The sequence below is a fragment of the Sulfurimonas sp. genome (assembly GCF_047622445.1).
Lineage (GTDB): Bacteria > Campylobacterota > Campylobacteria > Campylobacterales > Sulfurimonadaceae > Sulfurimonas.
In genome coordinates this window covers 43,211-64,401 of the sequence record NZ_JBLHOE010000005.1, presented here as the reverse complement: position 1 = coordinate 64,401, position 21,191 = coordinate 43,211, and the positions used below count along the sequence as shown (strand labels likewise).

Annotated in this window: 18 protein-coding genes and 6 tRNA genes; 15 read left to right on the top strand and 9 right to left on the bottom strand. The window is 33.9% G+C overall.

Going from position 1 to position 21,191, the window contains the following annotated elements; translation table 11 throughout:
- The first annotated feature begins 208 nt into the window (after nucleotides 1-208).
- The 5 genes from ACI9TV_RS02380 to ACI9TV_RS02360 all read left to right on the top strand — a co-directional run bounded on the left by ACI9TV_RS02380 (nucleotide 209) and on the right by ACI9TV_RS02360 (nucleotide 5,075).
- Complete coding sequence (locus ACI9TV_RS02380; RefSeq protein ID WP_415249153.1) at nucleotides 209-1,615, top strand: FAD-dependent oxidoreductase; 1,407 nt, start codon at nucleotides 209-211, stop codon at nucleotides 1,613-1,615.
- A 142-nt stretch (nucleotides 1,616-1,757) separates the two neighbouring features.
- Nucleotides 1,758-2,501 (top strand): Rieske 2Fe-2S domain-containing protein, encoded by a 744-nt coding sequence (locus ACI9TV_RS02375; protein ID WP_415249152.1) that lies wholly within the window; start codon nucleotides 1,758-1,760, stop codon nucleotides 2,499-2,501.
- 9 nt (nucleotides 2,502-2,510) lie between these two features.
- Entirely contained in the window at nucleotides 2,511-2,915 is a 405-nt protein-coding gene (locus ACI9TV_RS02370; RefSeq protein WP_415249151.1) for a hypothetical protein, read from the top strand.
- Between the two features lie 3 nt (nucleotides 2,916-2,918).
- A complete protein-coding gene (locus tag ACI9TV_RS02365; protein ID WP_415249162.1) occupies nucleotides 2,919-3,776 on the top strand; it encodes a DMT family transporter in 858 nt (285 codons plus the stop codon).
- 99 nt (nucleotides 3,777-3,875) lie between these two features.
- Nucleotides 3,876-5,075: an NAD(P)/FAD-dependent oxidoreductase gene (locus ACI9TV_RS02360; protein WP_415249150.1), complete on the top strand. Its 1,200-nt coding sequence runs from the start codon at nucleotides 3,876-3,878 to the stop codon at nucleotides 5,073-5,075.
- A gap of 39 nt (nucleotides 5,076-5,114) precedes the next feature.
- Here the strand turns inward: ACI9TV_RS02360 and arsC are convergent, their stop codons facing one another.
- The 7 genes from arsC to ACI9TV_RS02325 all read right to left on the bottom strand — a co-directional run bounded on the left by arsC (nucleotide 5,115) and on the right by ACI9TV_RS02325 (nucleotide 6,220).
- A complete protein-coding gene (gene arsC / locus ACI9TV_RS02355; protein WP_415249149.1) occupies nucleotides 5,115-5,465 on the bottom strand; it encodes an arsenate reductase (glutaredoxin) in 351 nt (116 codons plus the stop codon).
- A gap of 80 nt (nucleotides 5,466-5,545) precedes the next feature.
- Nucleotides 5,546-5,630: transfer RNA gene (locus tag ACI9TV_RS02350), tRNA-Leu, on the bottom strand.
- Between the two features lie 54 nt (nucleotides 5,631-5,684).
- Nucleotides 5,685-5,769, bottom strand: a tRNA-Leu gene (locus ACI9TV_RS02345).
- Nucleotides 5,770-5,802: 33 nt separating this feature from the next.
- Nucleotides 5,803-5,879: transfer RNA gene (locus ACI9TV_RS02340), tRNA-Arg, on the bottom strand.
- Nucleotides 5,880-5,898: 19 nt separating this feature from the next.
- A tRNA-Arg gene (locus tag ACI9TV_RS02335) sits at nucleotides 5,899-5,975 on the bottom strand.
- Nucleotides 5,976-6,024: 49 nt separating this feature from the next.
- A tRNA-His gene (locus ACI9TV_RS02330) sits at nucleotides 6,025-6,101 on the bottom strand.
- A 41-nt stretch (nucleotides 6,102-6,142) separates the two neighbouring features.
- Nucleotides 6,143-6,220 (bottom strand) — tRNA-Pro (locus ACI9TV_RS02325).
- A gap of 145 nt (nucleotides 6,221-6,365) precedes the next feature.
- Between ACI9TV_RS02325 and ACI9TV_RS02320 the strand changes: the two genes are divergently transcribed.
- Genes ACI9TV_RS02320 through ACI9TV_RS02310 form a run of 3 tightly spaced genes read left to right on the top strand, consistent with a single transcriptional unit; the run spans nucleotide 6,366 to nucleotide 9,632 of the window.
- Nucleotides 6,366-7,703: a sodium-dependent transporter gene (locus ACI9TV_RS02320; protein WP_415249148.1), complete on the top strand. Its 1,338-nt coding sequence runs from the start codon at nucleotides 6,366-6,368 to the stop codon at nucleotides 7,701-7,703.
- Between the two features lie 4 nt (nucleotides 7,704-7,707).
- A complete protein-coding gene (locus tag ACI9TV_RS02315) occupies nucleotides 7,708-7,983 on the top strand; it encodes a hypothetical protein (protein ID WP_415249147.1) in 276 nt (91 codons plus the stop codon).
- Between the two features lie 35 nt (nucleotides 7,984-8,018).
- The gene (locus tag ACI9TV_RS02310) at nucleotides 8,019-9,632 is read left to right on the top strand and encodes a diguanylate cyclase (RefSeq protein WP_415249146.1); all 1,614 of its coding nucleotides are present in this window, start codon (nucleotides 8,019-8,021) and stop codon (nucleotides 9,630-9,632) included.
- Between the two features lie 49 nt (nucleotides 9,633-9,681).
- Here ACI9TV_RS02310 and ACI9TV_RS02305 read toward each other — a convergent pair whose 3' ends face one another.
- Both ACI9TV_RS02305 and ACI9TV_RS02300 read right to left on the bottom strand, forming a co-directional pair.
- Nucleotides 9,682-10,461, bottom strand: coding sequence for a thiazole synthase (locus ACI9TV_RS02305; RefSeq protein ID WP_415249145.1), 780 nt, complete (start codon nucleotides 10,459-10,461; stop codon nucleotides 9,682-9,684).
- 80 nt (nucleotides 10,462-10,541) lie between these two features.
- Nucleotides 10,542-11,936: an NAD(P)H-hydrate dehydratase gene (locus tag ACI9TV_RS02300; RefSeq protein ID WP_415249144.1), complete on the bottom strand. Its 1,395-nt coding sequence runs from the start codon at nucleotides 11,934-11,936 to the stop codon at nucleotides 10,542-10,544.
- A gap of 85 nt (nucleotides 11,937-12,021) precedes the next feature.
- Between ACI9TV_RS02300 and ACI9TV_RS02295 the strand changes: the two genes are divergently transcribed.
- From ACI9TV_RS02295 to ACI9TV_RS02265, 7 genes are all read left to right on the top strand, one after another.
- Complete coding sequence (locus ACI9TV_RS02295) at nucleotides 12,022-14,175, top strand: EAL domain-containing protein (protein WP_415249143.1); 2,154 nt, start codon at nucleotides 12,022-12,024, stop codon at nucleotides 14,173-14,175.
- Between the two features lie 37 nt (nucleotides 14,176-14,212).
- Nucleotides 14,213-15,175: a KpsF/GutQ family sugar-phosphate isomerase gene (locus ACI9TV_RS02290; protein ID WP_415249142.1), complete on the top strand. Its 963-nt coding sequence runs from the start codon at nucleotides 14,213-14,215 to the stop codon at nucleotides 15,173-15,175.
- 2 nt (nucleotides 15,176-15,177) lie between these two features.
- The gene (locus ACI9TV_RS02285) at nucleotides 15,178-15,987 is read left to right on the top strand and encodes a pseudouridine synthase (RefSeq protein WP_415249141.1); all 810 of its coding nucleotides are present in this window, start codon (nucleotides 15,178-15,180) and stop codon (nucleotides 15,985-15,987) included.
- Between the two features lie 8 nt (nucleotides 15,988-15,995).
- Entirely contained in the window at nucleotides 15,996-17,177 is a 1,182-nt protein-coding gene (locus tag ACI9TV_RS02280) for a replication-associated recombination protein A (protein WP_415249140.1), read from the top strand.
- Nucleotides 17,178-17,240: 63 nt separating this feature from the next.
- Complete coding sequence (locus tag ACI9TV_RS02275) at nucleotides 17,241-17,528, top strand: hypothetical protein (RefSeq protein ID WP_415249139.1); 288 nt, start codon at nucleotides 17,241-17,243, stop codon at nucleotides 17,526-17,528.
- Nucleotide 17,529: 1 nt separating this feature from the next.
- Nucleotides 17,530-19,512: a nitrate- and nitrite sensing domain-containing protein gene (locus ACI9TV_RS02270; RefSeq protein WP_415249138.1), complete on the top strand. Its 1,983-nt coding sequence runs from the start codon at nucleotides 17,530-17,532 to the stop codon at nucleotides 19,510-19,512.
- Nucleotides 19,512-21,182: a response regulator gene (locus tag ACI9TV_RS02265; protein WP_415249137.1), complete on the top strand. Its 1,671-nt coding sequence runs from the start codon at nucleotides 19,512-19,514 to the stop codon at nucleotides 21,180-21,182. Before ACI9TV_RS02270 ends, ACI9TV_RS02265 begins: the two co-directional genes overlap by 1 nt.
- The last annotated feature ends 9 nt before the right edge of the window (nucleotides 21,183-21,191 follow it).

Sequence of the window (21,191 nt, the reverse complement as noted above, 5' to 3'; positions counted from 1 at the left end):
TTTTATAAATTATCACACATTTCAGTACATTTAACAATACTTAACATAATTTAAACTTATTAGAAAGAAAAAATTTGGATGCAAAGGCATATAATTGAGGAGATAGATTAAGTCTTATTTAACATTAGAAATTGTAATATTTTCGCAGTCCAAAAATCTTATCATGGATTTTTGAAACATAACATACACAACATTTCAAGGGGAAATAATGAATATGAATCGTCGTGACGCAATAAAAGTAGGAGCAGCTAGTGTAGCTGCCGTAGCAGCAGCATCAACTTTAACAGGTTGTGTAGCTGGAGAAACTGGTACAGCAGCAGCTGGTATGACAGGAACTTTACTAGGTAAACATAAAGTACTAATTATTGGTGGTGGTATGGGTGGTATGGCTGTTGCCAACAACCTTAAAAAAATTGACAAAAATTTTGATATTGCAATAATTGAAAAAAATGATACATTTATGGCTTGTCCAGTTTCTAACACTTACTTAGGTAAATTAGAAGGTATGGATTTAGGTAAATTTGTATTTGATTATTCTCAGCCAATTGAAAAGTATGGTTACGCTATGCTTAAATCAGAAGTTATATCTATTAACCGTACAGCTAAAACAGTAACTACTGCAGCTGGTATCGTTGGGTATGATATTTTAGTACTTTCTCCAGGTATTGCTTATAACTATGAGGGTCAATTCCCAACTTGGACAAAAGCACATGCGGCAGCAGTTCAAAGAGCATGTCCACCTGCAATGATTTCAGGTTCTGAGCACGTTGCACTAGAGCGTCAACTTATGAATATGGATGATGGCGATGTTGTTATTGCTGCTCCATCAGGGAAATTCCGTTGTCCTCCTGCTCCATATGAAAGAGCTGCAATGGTTGCCGCATATATGGAAAAAGAAGAAATTATGGGTAAAGTAATTGTTCTTGTTCCCGGTGCAAAATTTGCAAAAATGGGTGCATTTAAAGAATCTGCAAAAGATATCTATGGTGATAGAATAGTTTATATTCACCATACAAAAGTGACTGATGTTGATCTTGATAGTAAAACAATACACTTTGAGCAAAAAGTACCAAGTGGTAAAAAAGATGAAGATGGCGATATGATTATGAAATCTATCAAGAAATCTCACAAATATGCTGTTTGTAACTTAATCGTTAATCACAAAGCTTCTCCAGTAGTTCAAATGGCAACACTTAAAACTACAGCTGATGCATTCAAAAAAGTTAAAATGGCTGGTTGTTCATTCCAAACTGCAACAGATAAAGATGTTTATGCAGTTGGTGATATCGTAGGTCATGCAATCCCACCATCAGGTCAAACTGCTGTATGGGCTGGTAAAGAATGTGCAATGGAAATTGCTCATAGATTACATGGTAAGCCATATACTCTTGGTGTTAAAACTAAGCCAGTTAAAGCTGCAAATGTATGTTTTTCAATGGTTGGACACAGTCCAGAAGAAGGAATCATGGTTACTCATGACTTTAGTTGGACCGGTGCTGTTATTAAAGGAAAAGGTCATGTTCCTAAGGCTCCGAGTGGTAAATATCGTTCTAAAAATACTGCAAAAGCTCTTCGTGACTGGTACCGCGGTATCATGGCAGATTTATTCGCTTAGACACTGTTTTTCTACTAGTAATTTAAAGGAGGCTTATCGCCTTCTTTACTCTAATAATAATTTTAACTTATACACAATTATTTCACAGTTATATCTTAAAATTGTTATTACAATAAAAAAAAACTTATACTAAAGGATCCACATGGAAAGAAGAAATTTTCTAAAAGTTGTTGGTGCAACTGGAGCTATGATAGCTGTTTCACCTTCAACTATAACAGGTAAACTATATGCATCTGATGGTGCTGCATTTCAAGCATTTGAAAAAGTACAGTTAATGGATGGTGCAGGTGCACCATTAAAAGCAAGTGCTCTTAAAAAAGAAGTAAACTACGTATTTAATTACCCACATGCTTCTACTCCATCTATTTTATTAGACCTTCCAGCTCCAACAAACAAAGATGTTAAACTAACTTCTGCAGATGGTGAAGAATATATTTGGAAAGGTGGTGTTGGTTCAAAAGGAACTATCGTTGCATACTCGGCAATTTGTGCTCACCAAATGGCTCACCCAACTCCAGAGGATAGTTTTTTACAGTATTGTAAAAAAGGTCAAGAGACTATGGCTTATGCACCAGAAGATGGTTCTAAAGGTGGGATTATGGTATGTTCATCTCATTTAGCTGCATATGATGTTGGTAGCGGATGTAAAGTACTTGGTGGCCCAGCTGAGCAACCGCTTGCTTCTATTATTATTGAAGTTGCTGCTGATGACACACTTTGGGCAAGTGCTGTTCTTGGTGGAGACAAATTTCATGAATACTTTAAAGTTTTCAAACCAGAGTTAAAAAAATACTATGGTGGGAAAAGAAAAGGTAAGAAAAAAGTTGAAGGTTCTGCTAAGACAGTAGCAATGAATGAATATACGAAAGAAATGATTCAATACTAAGGAATGAAGATGAAAAAAATATTAACTGTAATAATGGCAATTATGCTGAGTACCTCACTATTCGCTGGTGCTAAAGAAGAAAAAAGACTTGCTTCAGATATGAGAATGATGCTTGATGCTATTGTAGATATGCAAAAAGCTGCATATTATAATGATTCAAGAGTACTAAAAGCATCCACAGATAGATTAATTAGTGGTCTTGATTCAATGTTAGCAGTAAATGCTAGTACATACCTTAAGAAAAACCAAAAACATGCTGCAAAATTTGCTGAAAAAAGAGTTAAAATGATTAAAATGTATGCTGATGATTTGCTAATTTCTTTAGCTGCAGGAAATATTGATGATGTTATCTCTGATTATCATCAAATATCTAGACAATGTTACTCTTGTCATACTCGCCTTAGAAGAAAATAAGACATAGTTTATCTTCTTACCCTCGCCATGCTCCTTTGGGGTGGTGGTTGGACTGCACTTAAAATCTTAACTCTTGACTTACCAATAGATGTAATCATCTTTTGGCGATTTTTTATTATGAGTGTTGCTTTTTTACCAATCCTTTACTTTTTTAAAACACCAATTAACTTTAACCCATCAAGTCTAAAATACATAGCAAGTAGTACAGTTTTAAATATATCGTTTATGATCTCATCATTTTTAGGCGTGAAATATGGTTTAGCAGGTTCGGGAAGTGTTATAATTACCACTTTTAGCCCCGTAATAACTTTTATGTTTGTTGCAGTATTATTTAGAAAAAAACTTTTGTCTCATCAGTTTATTGGTCTATTTTTCGGATTGCTTGGTGGGGCCATTTTACTACAGTTAAATGATATAAGTCTTTTCTTAAATGGATCCAATAGTTACTTTTTACTTTGCGCAATAATATGGGCAGGTGTTACGATACTCTCACAACACTCACATAAGTATATTCATCCTATCCATTATAGCTTTGTCATTGCAGTTATATCAACGCTTGTAACGTATCTATACGCATTTAATTCTGATTTACTAAGTGTATTTGAGCAAGATACAAGATTTTGGATTGCTATGATTTATTTAGGTGTATTTGGACAGACAGTTGCAACAACTATATTTTTTATGGCAAGTGGAAAACTTGGAAGCCAAAAGACAAGCTCTTTTATGTTTATAGTCCCGGTATTTGCTCTTTTTTCTGCTTCTATAGTTTTGGATGAACCAATAGAATTGCATATAGTGATTGGTGGACTTGTGAGTATCTTAGCAGTTTATTTTGTCAATAAAAAAAAATCCCCTATCTAAGTTGAAATGAATGTCTTTATATTATCATTTTAATATCCTTTTAAAATCTTAAGTTGTAACATTCCTAAGTAGTCAATTTTAATAGTTGCAGGAGTAAAAATGAAAAATATTTTAATTCTCGGTGGTGGTTTTGCAGGGATTGAAGCAGCAATTTATTTAAAAAAACAGAAATTTAATGTTACTTTGGTAAGCGATAGAGATTATTTTTATATTTATCCAACTTCTATATGGGTTCCCACACGTGAAAGTGAATTTGAAGATGTTTGTATCGATTTAAAAGAGTTACAAGCTGCTCATGGCTTTAGTTTAATTATTGATCCAGTCAGTCATATCTCAGCTAAAAAAAATCAAATAACATTAGAAAGTGGAAAAGTTATTCAAGACTACGATTATCTTGTTGTAGCTATGGGTGCACACAAGATGAAACATAAAGGCCTTACGAATACTCTGTCTATCTGTGGAGATCCAGAACAAGCCTTACTAATACGTGATCAAATTGACATACTCATAGAAAAAGGTAGAGGGAAGATATGCTTTGGATTTGGTGGGAATCCTAAAGATACTTCTGCAGTTCGTGGAGGACCCGGATTTGAACTTATGTTTAATCTACACAATCAGCTCAAAAAAGAAGGTATCCGAGATAAATTTGAACTAACTTTTTTTGCTCCTATGGCTGAACCAGGGAAGAGAATGGGACCAAAAGCACTTAAAATGATGGATACTTTCTTTACTCGGCTCGATATAAAAACACACTTTGGAAAAAAGATAAAACAATTTAATAAAAAAAGTATAGTGTTTGAAGATGATACAAAATTAGATACGGACTTTACTATGTTTATCCCAGCCGGTGATGGGCATACTGTAATTAAAAGATCTGATTTACCTGTTAATGATGCTGGATTTGTATCTACAAATGATTTCTCTCAAGTGATATTTTCAAAAGACGGTAAAGTAAATTATAACATGCCTACAAATATTTATGCTATTGGAGATATTGCCTCACTAGAAGGTTACGACTGGAGAGCAAAACAAGGTCACGTTGCAGAAGTAATGGCAAGGAATGTTTCTTATAACATTACACAAAGAGAGTTAGGGCAAAATAATTTTAAAGGTTATCATGCGCATCTAAATATACTATGCGTAATGGACAGCGGGGATGGTGCGGCATTTGTATATAGAGATGAAAAACGAGCTTTCATGATACCTATGCCTTTTGTCGGTCATTGGCTTAAAAAAGGGTGGGGAATCTATTGTAGGTATTCAAAATTGGGAAAGATACCTAGAATACCTGGACTTTAAATACTAATGAAGTTAACTTAATTAGTATTTATTCTTTATTTAGAGTAACCATTCCGAAATAATAGAACTAGGTCTTCCTATAATAGCTTTTCCGTCTTTAAATAATACAGGGCGCTGAATTAACTTTGGATTTTTTACCATGGCAGCAATAAGTTTTTCTTCATCATTTTCATTTTTTAGATCTAACTCCTTATAGATTGCTTCGGTTGTACGCATAAGTTCCCTTGCAGAAAGACCTAACATTTTAAGAGTACTTTTTATTTCTTTTTCATCAGGCAGTTCATCAAGGTATTTTACTATTTCAGCACTTATCCCCAGTTCTTCTACAAGTTTTACTGCTTCACGAGATTTTGTACATCTTGGGTTGTGCCAAATTTTTACATTGCTCATATAGGTCCTTTTTATTACTATAATATATTTTAGTAGTGAGTGTTAATTGTTAAGTTATTTTGAATGTTTATGTTGAAGTGTGGTGCGGATGAGAGGACTTGAACCTCCACGCCTTGCGGCACCAGATCCTAAGTCTGGCGTGTATACCAATTTCACCACATCCGCATGTGATTGTTAGAAAGTTTAAAATATTAATGTTATGAAGTCTACTTTATGAAATGGTGCGGATGAGAGGACTTGAACCTCCACGCCTTGCGGCACCAGATCCTAAGTCTGGCGTGTATACCAATTTCACCACATCCGCATAAAATAAAGCAGAATTCATAACAATAATAAGTGGTACCCCCTACACGATTCGAACGTGTGGCCTACGCCTTAGAAGGGCGTTGCTCTATCCAGCTGAGCTAAGGAGGCAGATTTGTCAATAAAAAGGTGGTACGCCCGATAGGATTCGAACCTATAACCCTCGGAGCCGAAATCCGAAACTCTATCCAGTTGAGCCACGAACGCTTCCAATTATCATTGATTGTAAAAAAAGTTTATATTTAAAATTGTTGAATGGGGTGGGATACGGGATTCGAACCCGCGACCCCCGGTACCACAAACCAGTGCTCTAACCAACTGAGCTAATCCCACCATAAAAGTAAAATTAAATATAAAGTATTGTAAAAAAAAGGTGGTCGGGGTGAAAGGACTCGAACCTTCGGCCCCCTGGTCCCAAACCAGGTACTCTAACCATACTGAGCTACACCCCGACCTATATTCAAAAAACAAGCTGACGCTGATTAATGAGGTGGAATTATAGTTAATAAGATAGCAAATGTCAATACTTTTATAGCAATTCTTTTATATATAAATATTTTTAAGTATAATAAGCTCAATTAAAGAGGGGGAAATGTCATGAAAATAGCTAGATTTAGTAGAATAGGTTTTATTTTAGCAGCAGCTGGAAGTGCCGTTGGACTTGGAAATATATGGAAATTTCCTTATATAACTGGGGAATATGGTGGAGGTGCTTTTGTATTAGTTTATCTTCTAACTGTAATCCTTATAGGTTTTTCTATAATGATAGCAGAGATGCTTATTGGTTACCTTGGACGTAAAGATGGAGTCACATCGTTTGAAGATTTAGCACCTAAATATAAGAATCTCTGGAAATTTGGTGGTTTCCAAGGTTTAGCTGGTCTTTTTATTATGATCTTCTATTCTGTTGTTATTGGCTGGATTTTTCATTATATTGTTACTTCTCTTACTTACCTTCCCTCAAGTGTAGAAGAAGCTGAAACAACTTTTAATGCGATGCTTTATACTGATGTTTGGACACAACTTTTTTATCACACACTTGCCTTTATTTGGATTACATATGTACTAACCCGTGGAATTAAAGGTGGAATAGAGAAGATGAATCTTGTTCTTATGCCGACGTTGATGATTATTTTAATCGGAATGTTCGCATATGCTACAACTTTAGATGCTTTTGGCCAAGCTGTTGAGTTTATGTTTTCTCCTAATTGGTCTAAGATAGATGGTGATGCTTTTGTAACAGCAGTTGGGCATGCTTTCTTCACTCTTTCTCTTGGTATGGGAGCAATAATGACATACTCAGCTTCAATGGAGAAGGATTCGAACCTCGTGACAAATGCTTTTTGGGTTGTTTTTTTGGATACTTCTATCGCTATCGTAGCGGGGCTTATGCTTTTTACATTTTTGTATCAGTATGGTTCAGGTCCGGCAAAAGGTCCTGGCCTTGTATTTATTTCTTTACCTGCGGCATTTTATGAGATGGGAATTATAGGAAATGTATTCGCTGTACTTTTCTTTTTAGCTCTTGCCTTTGCAGGGCTTACCTCCTCAGTCTCTTTAGTAGAGCCTATGGTACAATATTTCATGGATAGATTTTCTTGGAGTAGGTTAAAGTCTTCTGTATCTATGGGATTATTCTTTTACCTTGTGGGTATTGTCGCACTCTTATCAAACATAGATGGATATAAAGAGATTTTAACTTGGGGAGATAAAAACTTCTTTGATTGGGTAGATCATATCACTGCTGCAATTATGCTTCCTCTTGGTGGACTTGTTATGGCTGTATTTGTTGGTTTTAGCATGGAAAAGCAAAGAGTTGAAGCAATCCTTCGTCCACAGCTAGGGATTGCTTTTGATGTGTGGTATTTTTCTTTACGTTACATAACTCCAGTGGCGATGTTTATCGTTATGCTTTCTCTTATGGGGGTTATATAATTCTATGAGAACAATTACTCAGCAATGTAAAGATATTATTAAACGTGAAGGTATAAACCTGAAGTCTGCTGTTGAATATGATGTAAATGGGAAAGTTCATTCGCTTTCAATAGAATGGATAGTTGATACATTTATGCAAGCTTCAGTAGATTCTCATCAAATTTTTTTAGATGCTTTAAAACTTTCGTTAGAAGTAAAAGGGATGGGGATAGACAAATTTTTTGAAGACATGGGCCAACTCTTGTTGATGACACATCTGTCTGATAAACTAGAGGTTTAAGTAATCTTTAGATAAATATTTGTTATAATTTGTGCATGACAAATTATAACAAATATATACTACTCTATCTTGTCCTTTGTATATCTTTATTTACTATTTTCTTTTTTATAAACGACTCTCGAGATAGAAACATCGAGCACCAACAACATATATTGGTACAACAAGCACAAACCCATTTTCAAAGTCAATCAGGTACAAGAGAGTGGAATGATCAATATCTCGGGGTATACGTACGTTCTGAGAAAATACTAAAACCACATCCCTACTTACCATTAAATACGATTACAACAGATAGCAATGAGACTCTTTTTAGGGTAAATCATGCATCGATGGCTAGGCAATTATCAGAGATAGCGCATAAAGAAAATTTTAAATTTCATTTAACAAGCTTAAATCCATTAAATCCTATCAATAAAGCTGAAGCATTTGAGCAAAGAGCATTAGAGTTTATTGAAAAACATAGTGTGAAAGAATATTACGAGTTTAATGACGAAAATTTCAGATATTTAGCTGCAATCTTAACTGAAAAAAAATGTTTAGATTGTCATGCAGCTCAAGGTTATAATATTGGCGATGTAAGAGGCGGTCTGAGTGTTACTCTCAACAATGATAACTATAGAAAATCTATAACTGATATAGAAGATAGAAATATAATCTTAAAAGTTACGGTATTCATATTTTTATCATTAATTACATTTTTGATGCATAGACAGATACAGTCGAATCAAATTTTAAGGTCAAAAGTTGAACAAAGGACGAAAGAGATAACTCAAACAAAAAATCTTCTACAAAATGTTCTAGATGCCGATACAAGTTTGATGATAGTATCAAGTGGAACAGAGATTATTTTAGCAAACGAGACAGCTTTAGATTTTTTAGAAATACCTTCTCTAGATGAGTTTATTTTACACCATAGCCATGTATCAGATCTTTTTGAGAAGCTTGATGATGATAGCTATTTACAACAACCTATGAAGGGCGAACATTGGATAAACTATCTGCAACGGGAACAGCATAATCAGACTCTCAGAGTTATGATATATAGACATGAAAAAGAGATACATCTCAAAGTTCATGCAAAAGAGATTCAGGTAAATAGTCAAGTTATTCATATTATTATATTCGATGACATTACTGATGAATTAGCTATGATTAAAATTTTGAAAAACGAAGCTACCAGAGATGCATTAACTCAGTTATTTAATAGAGGAAAATTCAAAGAGGTGTTAACGCATGAAATGACTTTATCTAAAAGTACTTCTTCACCACTTTCTATCATTTTCTTAGACATAGACCATTTCAAAGCTGTAAACGATACATATGGACATGATGTAGGAGACGAGGTATTAGTTGCTTTAGCTAAGCTTCTTACAGAAACTGTGAGAACGGGTGATTTCGTGGCGCGATGGGGTGGTGAAGAGTTTATAATTACACTCCAATCAAGTACTCTTGAACAAGCAGCTGCTGTTGCCGAGAAGATAAGAAAAATTGTTGATGTGTATGATTTTGGAACTGCTTCGAAACAAAGTATTTCTCTAGGTGTAACACAGTATATTAATGGTGAAAGTGAAGATAATTTTACAAAACGGGTAGATGAAGCACTCTATAAAGCGAAAAATAGTGGTAGGAATAAAGTAGTTACGAAATAATTTTGATACATAAAGTACAGTAAAAGGAATTATTTCCTTTTACGTTCTATTAAAATTGTATCATCCCATCAATTGGAGAAGATGCAGTTGCGTATGGACGCTTTGGAATTCGTCCTGAAAGATAAGACATTCTACCTGCTTTTACAGCATATTTCATAGCCTCAGCCATTATCATAGGGTTTTGTGCTTGAGCGATAGCAGTGTTAGTTAAAACACCCGCAGCACCTAACTCCATAGCGTAAGCTGCGTCAGATGCACAACCAATTCCAGCATCAACGATTACCGGTACTGAAACAGCTTCTCGAATGAAAACAATGTTGTAAGGGTTTTGAATTCCAAGACCAGAACCAATGGGAGCTGCAAGAGGCATGATTGCATGTGAGCCAGCATCTTCTAAGCGTTTAGCCATAATTGGATCATCTGAAGTGTAAGACATAATCGTAAAACCATCTTTTGCAAGGATTTCACAAGCCTTAATAGTTTCAAGCACATCAGGATAAAGAGTTTTTTGTGTATCGCCAATAACTTCTAGTTTGATTAAATCAATTCCAGTTGCTTCACGCATAAGTCTAAAAGTTGTAATTGCTTCTTCAGCAGTTACACAACCAGCAGAGTTTGGCAAAAATCTTACATTTGTTCCAGCAAAAGTATCACGAAGATTTTCCTTGTCTGGATTTGTAATGTTTAAACGACGAACTGCAACAGTGATAAGCTCACTTCCACTTGCTAGTGTAGCGTCTCTCGTAGTCTCAAAAGAGTCATATTTTCCGCTTCCAACGATTAAACGAGAACCTAACTCATATTTTCCAATTTTTAAAATGTTATCCATATAATTATTTCCTTATTTTTATTACATAAAATTAGCATGTGCTTTTAGTATTTATTAGTGACTTTATAACATAAGAAATCTTACAAATTCCCAATTCCTTGAATTAAATCCTCAGGTGTAAGAGAAAAATCAGCACCCTTGTAGTTTTGGACAATTTTTGTATGCGCGAGTGAAGCATTAATAGCGGCATCTAATGTTGTATATCCTTGTGCTAAAAGTGAACCTACTAAACCACTAAGGACATCTCCACTTCCACCTTTAGCTAAGGCAGAGGTCCCATGCGGATTTATAAAGAACCGATCATTTTGAGCAATAATAACATTTGCTCCCTTTAGTAGTAAAGTAATATTGGGATATTTTTTACAAAATACTTCACTATACTTAAATCGATCGTTTTGTAATTCATTAATACTGATATCAGCAATATTTGTTCGGTGTAAAAGAGCAATAAATTCTCTAGGATGGGGAGTTATTACAACATTTTCTTTTTTGAGTAAATCTAAAAGGATAGGCATATGAAATATATCAGCATCTAAGATACAAGGAAGTGAATTGTCAAAAAATGAACGTAGTTCTTCTTCACTAAATTGATTTCCTATGCCCATTCCAGAAGCTATTGCAGTTGTGTTGGCTGGAATATTTTGTGCATGCATAAGTGTATAGTGCATAGTATTAGGCTCTTGCGGACCTACTAATGTAACAAGTCCGGTACCAAATTTGTGAGCTGCGAGAGCACTAATCATACTGGCACCATACTTATAGCCACAAGGAATACTAAGATGACCAAAGTGCCCTTTATGTGTATTTTTTTGATTTCTATACGGTAATTTTAGGTCTTCTTGATCAAGTAAGTTCCAATTTGAAGATGTTTCATAAACACTTCTTGCAACTCCTAGGTTTATAACTTCTATTTTACCAACGAATTCCTTCGCTGCATCACTAAACATTGATCTTTTTAAGGCACCCATAGTAAGTGTTATATCTGCATGAAAAATATCTTTATCACATTCACCATTTTGTTTTAATCCAGATGGAATGTCGCAAGCAATTTTATATGCACTCATTTTATTAATCGTTTGTAATACTGATTTGGATTCATTATCAAAATCTCGTGAAAAGCCTGTCCCATATAAGGCATCAACTAAAATATCACATTTGTTAAGTTCTATGGTTGATTTAACTCCAATGGCATGTGCACGATCCAGTTGTAGTCTCGCCATTGGGGACTTTGGCTCTTGCACGTAAAATATTTCAACATTATAATCCCCGTGCAAAAGACGAGCAAGAGCTAACCCGTCAGCACCATTATTTCCACTTCCACATGCGATAATTATTTTTGAGTTTTTATCAAAGGTATCACGAATAAAAATATTCATACCATTTGCCGCATGTTCCATTAGAATGTCTTCACTTAATCCAAAGACATTGTAACAACTATTATCCAGTGTCCCTACTTCATCAAAAAGTTTTTGCATATTTTCTCCAGTTCTTGTTATCCTAAGTAATTATTAACTTATTAGAAGATAACATATATCTATATAAGTAATAGGAGAAGAATCTATGTCAAAAGATAAAAACTGTATGATATTAGAAAACAGTTCCATAGACGAAGTTCCTATTACAACTCTAGAGTACAATAATATTTTAAACATACAAAATGAAATCCTCGGTATGATAGCTTCTCAAGTAAAGGCTAATGATATTTTGACTCATTTATGTAAAATGGCAGAAAATTTACTTCCCAATTCGGTAGCTTCGGTTATGATTCAAGACAAAATCACAGGGCTTTTGAGTGTATTATCTGCCCCATCTGTTCCTAAAGTAGGCCATGAGGCTTTAAAAAATTTAAAACCTGGTCCAACGGGGGGTTCGTGTGGTAATGCTGTGTTTAATAATGAAGCACAGTATGTCAGCGATACATTTAGTGATAGTAGATGGGAAGATCTCAGACAAGTATCGCATGATTTTAATCTTTGCGCATGTTGGTCTATGCCAGTTAGAAATAGAGACAATGAGCCTATCGGTACATTTGCCCTCTCATCGTTTGAACATCGTTCTCCTGCTAGTTTTCATAAAAAACTTCTGGAAACTACCGCATCTATTGTGAATATTGTTCTTTCAAATAAAGAAGATGCACAAAGATTAAAACTTTTTTCTAGCTCCATGCAAAATGCTGCAGAGGGAATGATTATTACAAACTCTGATAATAATATAATAGAAGTAAATAGTGCTTTTGAAAAAATTTATGGATATACAGAGAATGAAGTGATAGGGAGAAATCCAAAAATATTTGCGACGAAACACAATACTAAAGAACTATATAACGAAATGTGGTCTAGTATAGATAAGAATGCTTCATGGGCTAATGAAATTATTAATATAAAGGCTGATGGAAGTGAAATTACGCAGTGGTTAAGTATTAGTAAAATTGTTTCAGATGAAGGGGAAGCTAATTATCTGGGGATATTTACAGATTTAACAGAGTTAAAAAACACACAAGAACTTCTAAAAAAAACAGCATACAGAGACCACTTGACTGAGTTGCCAAATAAAGCACAACTTGATGATTTAATTATTGCAAACAAAGAACAGACACTTCTTTTACTTAATGTAAATAATTTTTCTTATATAAATTCTGCATACGGATTTGATACAGGAGATAAGCTTCTTATGAGCTTATCTAAAATCTTAAATGATACATTTGCAAAAGGTATGACCTTTAGAATTAATTCGGATGAATTTGGATTGTTGCTAGATAAGGCTCTAGATGTTAAAGCGCAAGTGAAGAAGATTAAGAATTATTTTTATAATACTGAAATATCTGTAGAAGATATCACGTTAAATATTTCTTTTACATATGGTGCTTGTGTGGCAGGAGAAAATCTTTTAAGAAATGCGTCCTCTGCATTAAAGTATGCAAAACAACGCGGAAGAAATAACCTTGTTATTTTTGATCTAGAAATGTCCAAAAATCAAGAAAGAGAATCTTTTATAGAATCAAACAGAATACTCTATAGAGCTATTGCTGAAGATAAAGTTATTCCATATTATCAGGGTATTAGAAACAACTTGAGTAAAAAGATAGAAAAATTTGAAGTACTTGCCAGAATTGAAGTTGATGGTGAGATTATCACACCAAATAAATTTTTAGAACCAGCAAGACTTTCTGGGATATTACCGGAGATTACGAAGATTATGATAGATAAAAGTTTTAAGTGTTTGGGGAAATATGAATGTGACTTTTCTATAAACATTACAGAAGATGACTTAACCCGAGATTATCTTTTGGAGTACCTTGATACAAAATGTATAGAGTATGGCATAAATCCACAAAGAGTTATTTTAGAGATTTTAGAAGGTGTAAGTTCAGACGGAAAGAAAAACCATATTAAACAACTTCGTGCTATCAAAGCGAAGGGCTATTCTTTAGCCATTGATGATTTTGGTTCAGAGTATTCAAACTTTGAGAGAGTCTTAGATCTGGATATTGACTATTTAAAAATAGATGCAAAATACATAAAAGATATTCATACAAATAAAAAAAGTTATGAGGTTGCCAGAGCTATAGTATTTTTTGCAAAAAATGTAAAAATACCATGTATCGCTGAATTTGTACATGATGAAAATGTACAGACTATTATAGATGAATTAGGTATAGATTTTTCCCAAGGTTTTTATTTCTCACAACCTCATGCTACTCCAAAATTAGCTTAACTTATAAACTTAAAGAGTAAAATGATATAATCTCCTTATGAATTATAAAAGTATTGCACAAGAAACTCTTAACATAGAAGCACAAACTCTTTTAAGCGCTGCAAAGAACATGAATGATGTTTTTGAGAAAGCAGTTACTATGATTTTAGAATGTAGCGGTAAGCTTGTTATCACAGGTGTTGGTAAGTCAGGTCTAATCGGTGCAAAGATGGCAGCTACTTTTGCTTCAACAGGAACGCCAAGTTTTTTTCTTCATCCAACAGAAGCCTTACACGGCGACTTAGGTATGATAAGTCCAAACGATGTGGTAATTGCAATCAGCTATAGTGGTGAAAGCGAAGAGTTAAGCTCGATACTTCCTCATATAAAACGCTTTGGAACTCCACTTATTGGGATGACTAGAAATAGAGAGTCTTCTTTAGGTAAGCATTCTGATTTAGTGATAGACGTAGTAGTTGAAAAAGAAGCATGTCCACTTGACATTGCTCCTACAAGTTCAACTACTTTAACTTTAGCACTTGGCGATGCCCTTGCAGTTTGTTTGATGAAAGCAAGAGACTTTAAAAAGAGTGACTTTGCTTCTTTCCACCCAGGTGGAGCTTTAGGAAAACAGCTTTTTGTTAAAGTCTCAAACCTTATGCAAAGTGAAAATATTCCCGTTGTTGGTGAAGATGCAAAAGTAAAAGATGCAATTATGAGTATTTCTGAGGGTCGTTTAGGAACTGTTTTAGTGATAGACAAAGACGATAAACTCGTAGCACTTGTAAGTGATGGAGATATTCGTAGAGCACTCCTTCAAGATAATTTTTCCATTGAAGATAATGTCTTACAATACGCTACACACAGTCCAATGACGTGTACAGATGAAGATATGTTAGCAAGTGATGCACTTGTAATAGTGGAAGAGAAAAAGATACAACTTTTAGTAATTACAGATACAGAAAAAAGAATTAAAGGCGTACTACATATACATACGCTGATAGAAAAAGGTATATCATAACAATGATGAGATTAAACAAATATGTAGCGCACCACTCAAGCTACTCAAGAAGAGAAGCAGATAAAGCGATCCAAGATGGATTTGTAAGAGTAGATGGTGAAATCCAAATTAACCCCGCTACACAAGTCGATGAAAAAGAAGTAATCGTTTATGTAAGTGGAAAACAAGTGGCCCATAGAGATAAATATACAGTGATTGTATATAACAAACCAAAGGGTGAACTTGTAACGAAGAATGACCCAAGAGATAGACGTACTATCTATGATGGTTTAGATGCAAAGTATAAGCATTTTATTCCAGTAGGACGTTTAGATTATGCAACTGAGGGAGTGCTTCTTTTAACAGATGCCTCAAAGGTTGCAACAGCACTAATGAACTCTGGATTAGAGAGAATATATAAGGTGAAAATCAAAGGTTTAGTAACACCTGAGATGGAAGCTGGCATGATGAATGGTTTAGAATTAGCAGATGCAACTGCTGGTGGCCATTCTCACTCTACTGTAACAAGTATGACATTTGCACCATTTATAGGGTATAAAATTCAAAAGAGTGAACATAACTATTCAATTTTAAAAATAGCTATTTCTGAAGGTAAAAATCGTGAGATTAGAAGATTTTTTGCACACTTTGGGGCTGAAGTAGCAGATTTAAAAAGAGTTTCATTTGCAGAGATTGAGTTAAATAATTTACCAACGGGTAAAACAAGATTTTTAACACGAAGTGAATACTCAGCTTTATTTACATTTTTAAAAGCAGATGAAAAAGAGCAAAGAGAAATAGGTAAGACACAAAAAGATCCAAGAAGAAAGTAGAAATTAACGTGGATTTCACTTCAGCTTTACGACCTAAAACTTTTGATGCTTTTGTTGGACAAGATCATCTAAGTTTACCAACTTCACCACTTCGCATTCTTTGTGAGAAGAAAGCCTTAGGGCATAGTTTTTTCTATGGTCCAGCAGGTGTAGGTAAAACATCACTTGCTAGAATTATTGCTTCCTCAATGGACTTACCATTTTATGAATTTAACGCTACTTCACTAAAAATAGAACAACTACGCAAGATATTTGAACAATATAAAAATGCTTTAGAAAAACCTCTCATATTTATAGATGAAGTTCACCGTTTAGCAAAAAACCAACAAGAAGTCTTACTTCCAGTAATGGAAAATAATGCTGTTCTTATCATTGGTGCGTCAACCGAAAATCCTTTCTTCTCACTTACTTCTGCTATTCGTTCTCGGTCTATGCTTTTTGAATTGAAAAATATTAACAATGAAGCACTTGATAGGCTTGTAGATTTAGCCAAAGACAAGAGTGAGATAACTTTAGAAGAAGATGCAAGAGAGTATCTTGTGAGGAGTTCTTCAGGAGATGCAAGGGCAATGCTTAAACTATTAGAGTTTTGCTCTAATATTGATACGCATATCACTGTAGACTTATTGAAATCCTTACGTCCTAATGCTATAAGTGCAGGGAGTAGTGAAGCAGGGGTTCATTATGATTTGATCTCTGCGATGATTAAATCTATTCGGGGTTCTGATGCTGACGCTGGGATGTATTATTTAGCTCGTCTTATCGAGGGTGGAGAAAGTGCTGATTTTATTGCACGAAGACTTGTCATTCTTGCTAGTGAAGACATAGGAAATGCAAATCCTCAAGCATTAACACTTACAACATCTGCAATGACAAGTGTGAGTAAAATAGGTTTTCCAGAGGCAAGAATTATCTTAGCACAAGCAGTAGCTTACCTTTGTGCTTCACCAAAATCCAACTCTTCATATTTGGCCATTAATGAAGCAATAAATGTTGTAAAAAGTGGAGTTATGTTGGAAATTCCAGAGCCTCTAAAAAATAATGCCAATGGATATTTATATCCTCATGACTTCGGTGGGTATGTAAAGCAAAAATATCTTACAAAAAAAATGAAGTTTATAGAATTTAAAAGTATTGGTTATGAGAAAAAAATGAAAGAATGGGTGGAAAACTTAAACAGTTTTAGTTAACTTTAACTATCTTAGTACTACACTAATGAGGTAGATAGTAAATATTTTATCTAAGGACTCAAAATGGAAATTGTAACTTCTTCAAATACTGTAACAATTACAGGTAATATTAAAAGTATAAGTGATCATCAAAATATTAAAAACTCGCTGGATGCATTAAAGGGATCCAATAGCACGATAATTGTTGAATTAAAAGACTCCATATCTATCACTTCTTCTGTTATAGGATATTTTAATAAGTTAGTATTAAAAGATAAGATACGCTTAGAAATGAAAATAGGTAATCCTCAATTAATGGAATTATTAGATGACTTACATCTTAGTAAAACATTTAACGCACTAAAGGTATAGAATGCTCCAATCAATCAAAGCTAAATTAACCCTTATCAATGTACTTGTAGTTATATTTTCAGTTTTGATTATATTTTTTACGATATTGGATGCCTTATCTGAGCGACGCGCGATTATACAAGTATATGAGCTCAATGTACTCTCTCAAAAATTAAGTTTATTGATTCATGAGACACAAAAAGAAAGAGGCGCTAGTGCGGGATTTCTAGGTTCAAAAGGAAAAAAATTCTCAGATATTCTTCCCAAACAAAGAATACTAACAGCAGGGAAGAATACTGACTTGGATGGATATATTAAAAGTTTAGATTTAAGTACATTCTCCAGTGAATTACAAAAAGAAATTTCTAATTTTAGAGATGATATGGGTAGAATTCATAGTATAAGATCTCAAATTGACACCTTAAGTATTAGTGTAAAAGATGAAGTAACGTACTATACGAAAATGAATGCGAAAATACTAAATATTGTATCACTTACTGCAAAACTTGCAAATACTTCGGAGTTGGTAAAGTCACTTGACGCGTACACAAACTTTTTAAAATCAAAAGAAAGGGCGGGAATTGAACGTGCAGTTTTAAGTGCAACTTTTGCAGCAGATAAATTTGGAAATGGAATGTTTGCTAAGTTCATCAACCTTACTGCAAAACAAGATGCATTTATGGATTCATTTTTAAGCATGGCAAGCGAAGAAGCAATTGAACTTTATAAAAATACGATGGATTCGCCGGTAGTTACAGAAGTAAATAGTATGCGCTCCATTGCGATATCTAAAGCGAGCATAGGTGGTTTTGAAGTTGATAGTGTTGTATGGTTTGAAACAATTACAAAAAAGATTAACCTTTTAAAGAAAATTGATGATACTTTAGCAAAGCAAAATACAGAGTTATTGAATGAACTTGTATCGAGTTCAAAAAATAAAGCATTAATTACTGTTGCAGGGTACGCAAGTTTTGCAATATTTCTTTCAGCGATATTGTTCCTGGTAAGTCGTGGTATTAACAATAGTGTTAGTGATTCTTTAGAGAAAATTAAGTTTGTATCGAGTGAACTTGATTTAACACATAATGTAGTCGTAGAAGGAAGAGATGAAATCTCACATATTTCATGGGCACTCAATGATATGATAATTGCCTTTAAAGATAGTGTGACTAGTTCTCAATCTGTTGCAATGACTACATCTAGTGAAAGTCAGAGTTTAAATGAGGTTGTTACTAAGCTCTCCGAGAATGGTAAAGTAGCTGACGAAAGAGTTAAAAATATTAATATACTCGTGACCGAGGTTGGAGAAAGGTTAGATACGGTTGAACATGATTCTATAACCGTATCAGAAGACTTGGAACATACAGGTGTAGTTTTAGGTACATTTGTCAAAAAACTTGAGGCTGTTGTTATTGACATCGAAGATGGAAGTGAACGCCAACATGAGTTAGTACACAAGGTTTCATCACTGACAGAACAGGCAAAAAACATTAAAGAAGTGCTTTCTATTATTGGAGATATTGCTGATCAAACGAATCTTCTTGCACTAAATGCAGCGATTGAAGCAGCTCGCGCTGGTGAACATGGACGTGGATTTGCAGTTGTTGCAGATGAGGTCAGAAAGCTTGCCGAGAGAACTCAAAAGTCTTTAGGTGAAATTGGTGCAAACGTAAACTTAATCTCACAAAATGTTACGGAGATAGCCCAAGAGACAAATCATACATCTGAGAATATGAATAACATTTCAAATTCTGCACAAGAGCTAATTTCTGCCTCAGAAGATACAAAAGCTAATCTTGTTTTAACAACTGAGAAATCGGCGGATGTTATGCATCAGAGTACATATATCGCAACAAAGACAAAAGCACTTATCTCAAATATGGATGAAGTGATTGAGATTTCCCAAAAGAATATTATACATAGACAAGAAGTTGAAAGAGTCGCTAAAACACTTTCAAATGATGCAGCTATCTTAACTAGTGAATTATCTAAATTCAAAATTTAATGAAAAATGAAATACAAGATTTAGAAACCCTTCAATATTTAAAGACCTTAACACTCCTATGTGTTGAGGACAACAAAACTACACAGCTTTTATACAGTTCCATTTTTGAAGACTTAGTCAAAGAAATAATTTGTGCTCATGATGGAGAAGAAGGTTATCGAAAATTTATGGATGAAGATATCGATATCATTATTTCTGATTATTCTATGCCAAAACTAGATGGTCTCGGGATGATAAAGAAAATTAGAATGCAAGATACAAATATCCCTATTATTTTAGTCTCTACTATTGAAAATATTGCCATTATGCTAGAAGCAATAAAGTTAGATATTAATGGTTTTGCTAAAAAACCTATTGAGTATGAAGAGGTAGTTAAACAGCTCCAAAATGCTGCTAAATTACGTATAGCAAATAACGTTTTGAGAAAACAAAAAGCAAAAGAAGTGTATACCTCCTACCAAGAAGATTTAGGCCTATCTAAAGAACTAAACATCTTACGTAATGACTTTTATTATCAGATGCTTGATTCTCAAGCTATTTACCTTTTGGACTTTTTGTACCAGCCTTTAGATGTTATGAGTGGTGATGCTTATTGTGCAAGACGTATTGATGAGCATAGTACATTTTATTTGATGGTTGATGGTATGGGTAAGGGTCTCTCAGCATCACTAACAGCCATGATAATGACATCTTTTGTAAATCATATGATAGACAAAATGATAGTACTAGATAGTTTTGATTTGGCAATATTGGTTCATGAGACAATGGAATATATAAAGCCAGTTCTTTTAGATGAGGAAGCCATTTCCATTGATTATATACATATCAATGATGAGGAAAAAATACTTTATTATGCAAAGTTTGCTATGCCTGTACTACTAATGGAAAATAATGACTCAGAGCTTGTTAGAGTTAAATCAAATAATTCACCACTTTCAAAATGGCAGGATACATTTAACATAGATAGTTATGATATAAGTGAAATAAAAAAGTTTCTTATTTATAGTGATGGGATTGTAGAAAATGAGACTATCCATGATTCTAAACCATATTCAGATTTTATTGAAAATGATTTTTTACATTCCTTTACTCGAGAAGATTTAAAAAATAGTTTTTTTGAAAAAATTACTACTCAAGAAGATGACATTAGTTTAATATATATTCATAAGCTGATCCCAAGTAGTATAGATGTAGCAAATAAATCATTCTCTAGCAGTATGAATGCACTGGAAGTTGCGGGCCTATGGTATGAAAATATTTGGAAAAGTATATCTCAAAATCAATCTCTAAATGATAATGCAGGACTTGTATTTACAGAACTACTTATGAATGCGTATGAGCACGGAAACCTCGGGATAGATGCAGGATTTAAACATCGTCTACTTGAAGATGATATTTATTTTGAAACTTTAAAAGAAAAAGAACAAATATGCAATAAAAAAATAAACGTAAAAATCAATAAAGTGAAACACTATTCTTCTTGGTATATTGTTACTCAAATTACAGATGAAGGAAAAGGTTTTGATACACAAATACTAAGTGAGATATTTAGAAACTCTGCTACTTTCAATGGTAGAGGTGTTTTTGTATCGAGAAAAAATTCTTTAGGGATTTATTATAATTCGAAGGGAAATAGTGTGGTGTTTTTAAATAAGATAGAGCAAAGCTAAAGACCTAAA

Coding starts and splice junctions, on each gene's coding strand:
- ACI9TV_RS02380 (WP_415249153.1), top strand. CDS start 209: ATGAATATGAATCGTCGTGACGCAATAAAAGTAGGAGCAGCTAGTGTA.
- ACI9TV_RS02375 (WP_415249152.1), top strand. CDS start 1,758: ATGGAAAGAAGAAATTTTCTAAAAGTTGTTGGTGCAACTGGAGCTATG.
- ACI9TV_RS02370 (WP_415249151.1), top strand. CDS start 2,511: ATGAAAAAAATATTAACTGTAATAATGGCAATTATGCTGAGTACCTCA.
- ACI9TV_RS02360 (WP_415249150.1), top strand. CDS start 3,876: ATGAAAAATATTTTAATTCTCGGTGGTGGTTTTGCAGGGATTGAAGCA.
- arsC (WP_415249149.1), bottom strand. CDS start 5,465: ATGAGCAATGTAAAAATTTGGCACAACCCAAGATGTACAAAATCTCGT.
- ACI9TV_RS02320 (WP_415249148.1), top strand. CDS start 6,366: ATGAAAATAGCTAGATTTAGTAGAATAGGTTTTATTTTAGCAGCAGCT.
- ACI9TV_RS02315 (WP_415249147.1), top strand. CDS start 7,708: ATGAGAACAATTACTCAGCAATGTAAAGATATTATTAAACGTGAAGGT.
- ACI9TV_RS02310 (WP_415249146.1), top strand. CDS start 8,019: ATGACAAATTATAACAAATATATACTACTCTATCTTGTCCTTTGTATA.
- ACI9TV_RS02305 (WP_415249145.1), bottom strand. CDS start 10,461: ATGGATAACATTTTAAAAATTGGAAAATATGAGTTAGGTTCTCGTTTA.
- ACI9TV_RS02300 (WP_415249144.1), bottom strand. CDS start 11,936: ATGCAAAAACTTTTTGATGAAGTAGGGACACTGGATAATAGTTGTTAC.
- ACI9TV_RS02295 (WP_415249143.1), top strand. CDS start 12,022: ATGTCAAAAGATAAAAACTGTATGATATTAGAAAACAGTTCCATAGAC.
- ACI9TV_RS02290 (WP_415249142.1), top strand. CDS start 14,213: ATGAATTATAAAAGTATTGCACAAGAAACTCTTAACATAGAAGCACAA.
- ACI9TV_RS02285 (WP_415249141.1), top strand. CDS start 15,178: ATGATGAGATTAAACAAATATGTAGCGCACCACTCAAGCTACTCAAGA.
- ACI9TV_RS02275 (WP_415249139.1), top strand. CDS start 17,241: ATGGAAATTGTAACTTCTTCAAATACTGTAACAATTACAGGTAATATT.
- ACI9TV_RS02270 (WP_415249138.1), top strand. CDS start 17,530: ATGCTCCAATCAATCAAAGCTAAATTAACCCTTATCAATGTACTTGTA.
- ACI9TV_RS02265 (WP_415249137.1), top strand. CDS start 19,512: ATGAAAAATGAAATACAAGATTTAGAAACCCTTCAATATTTAAAGACC.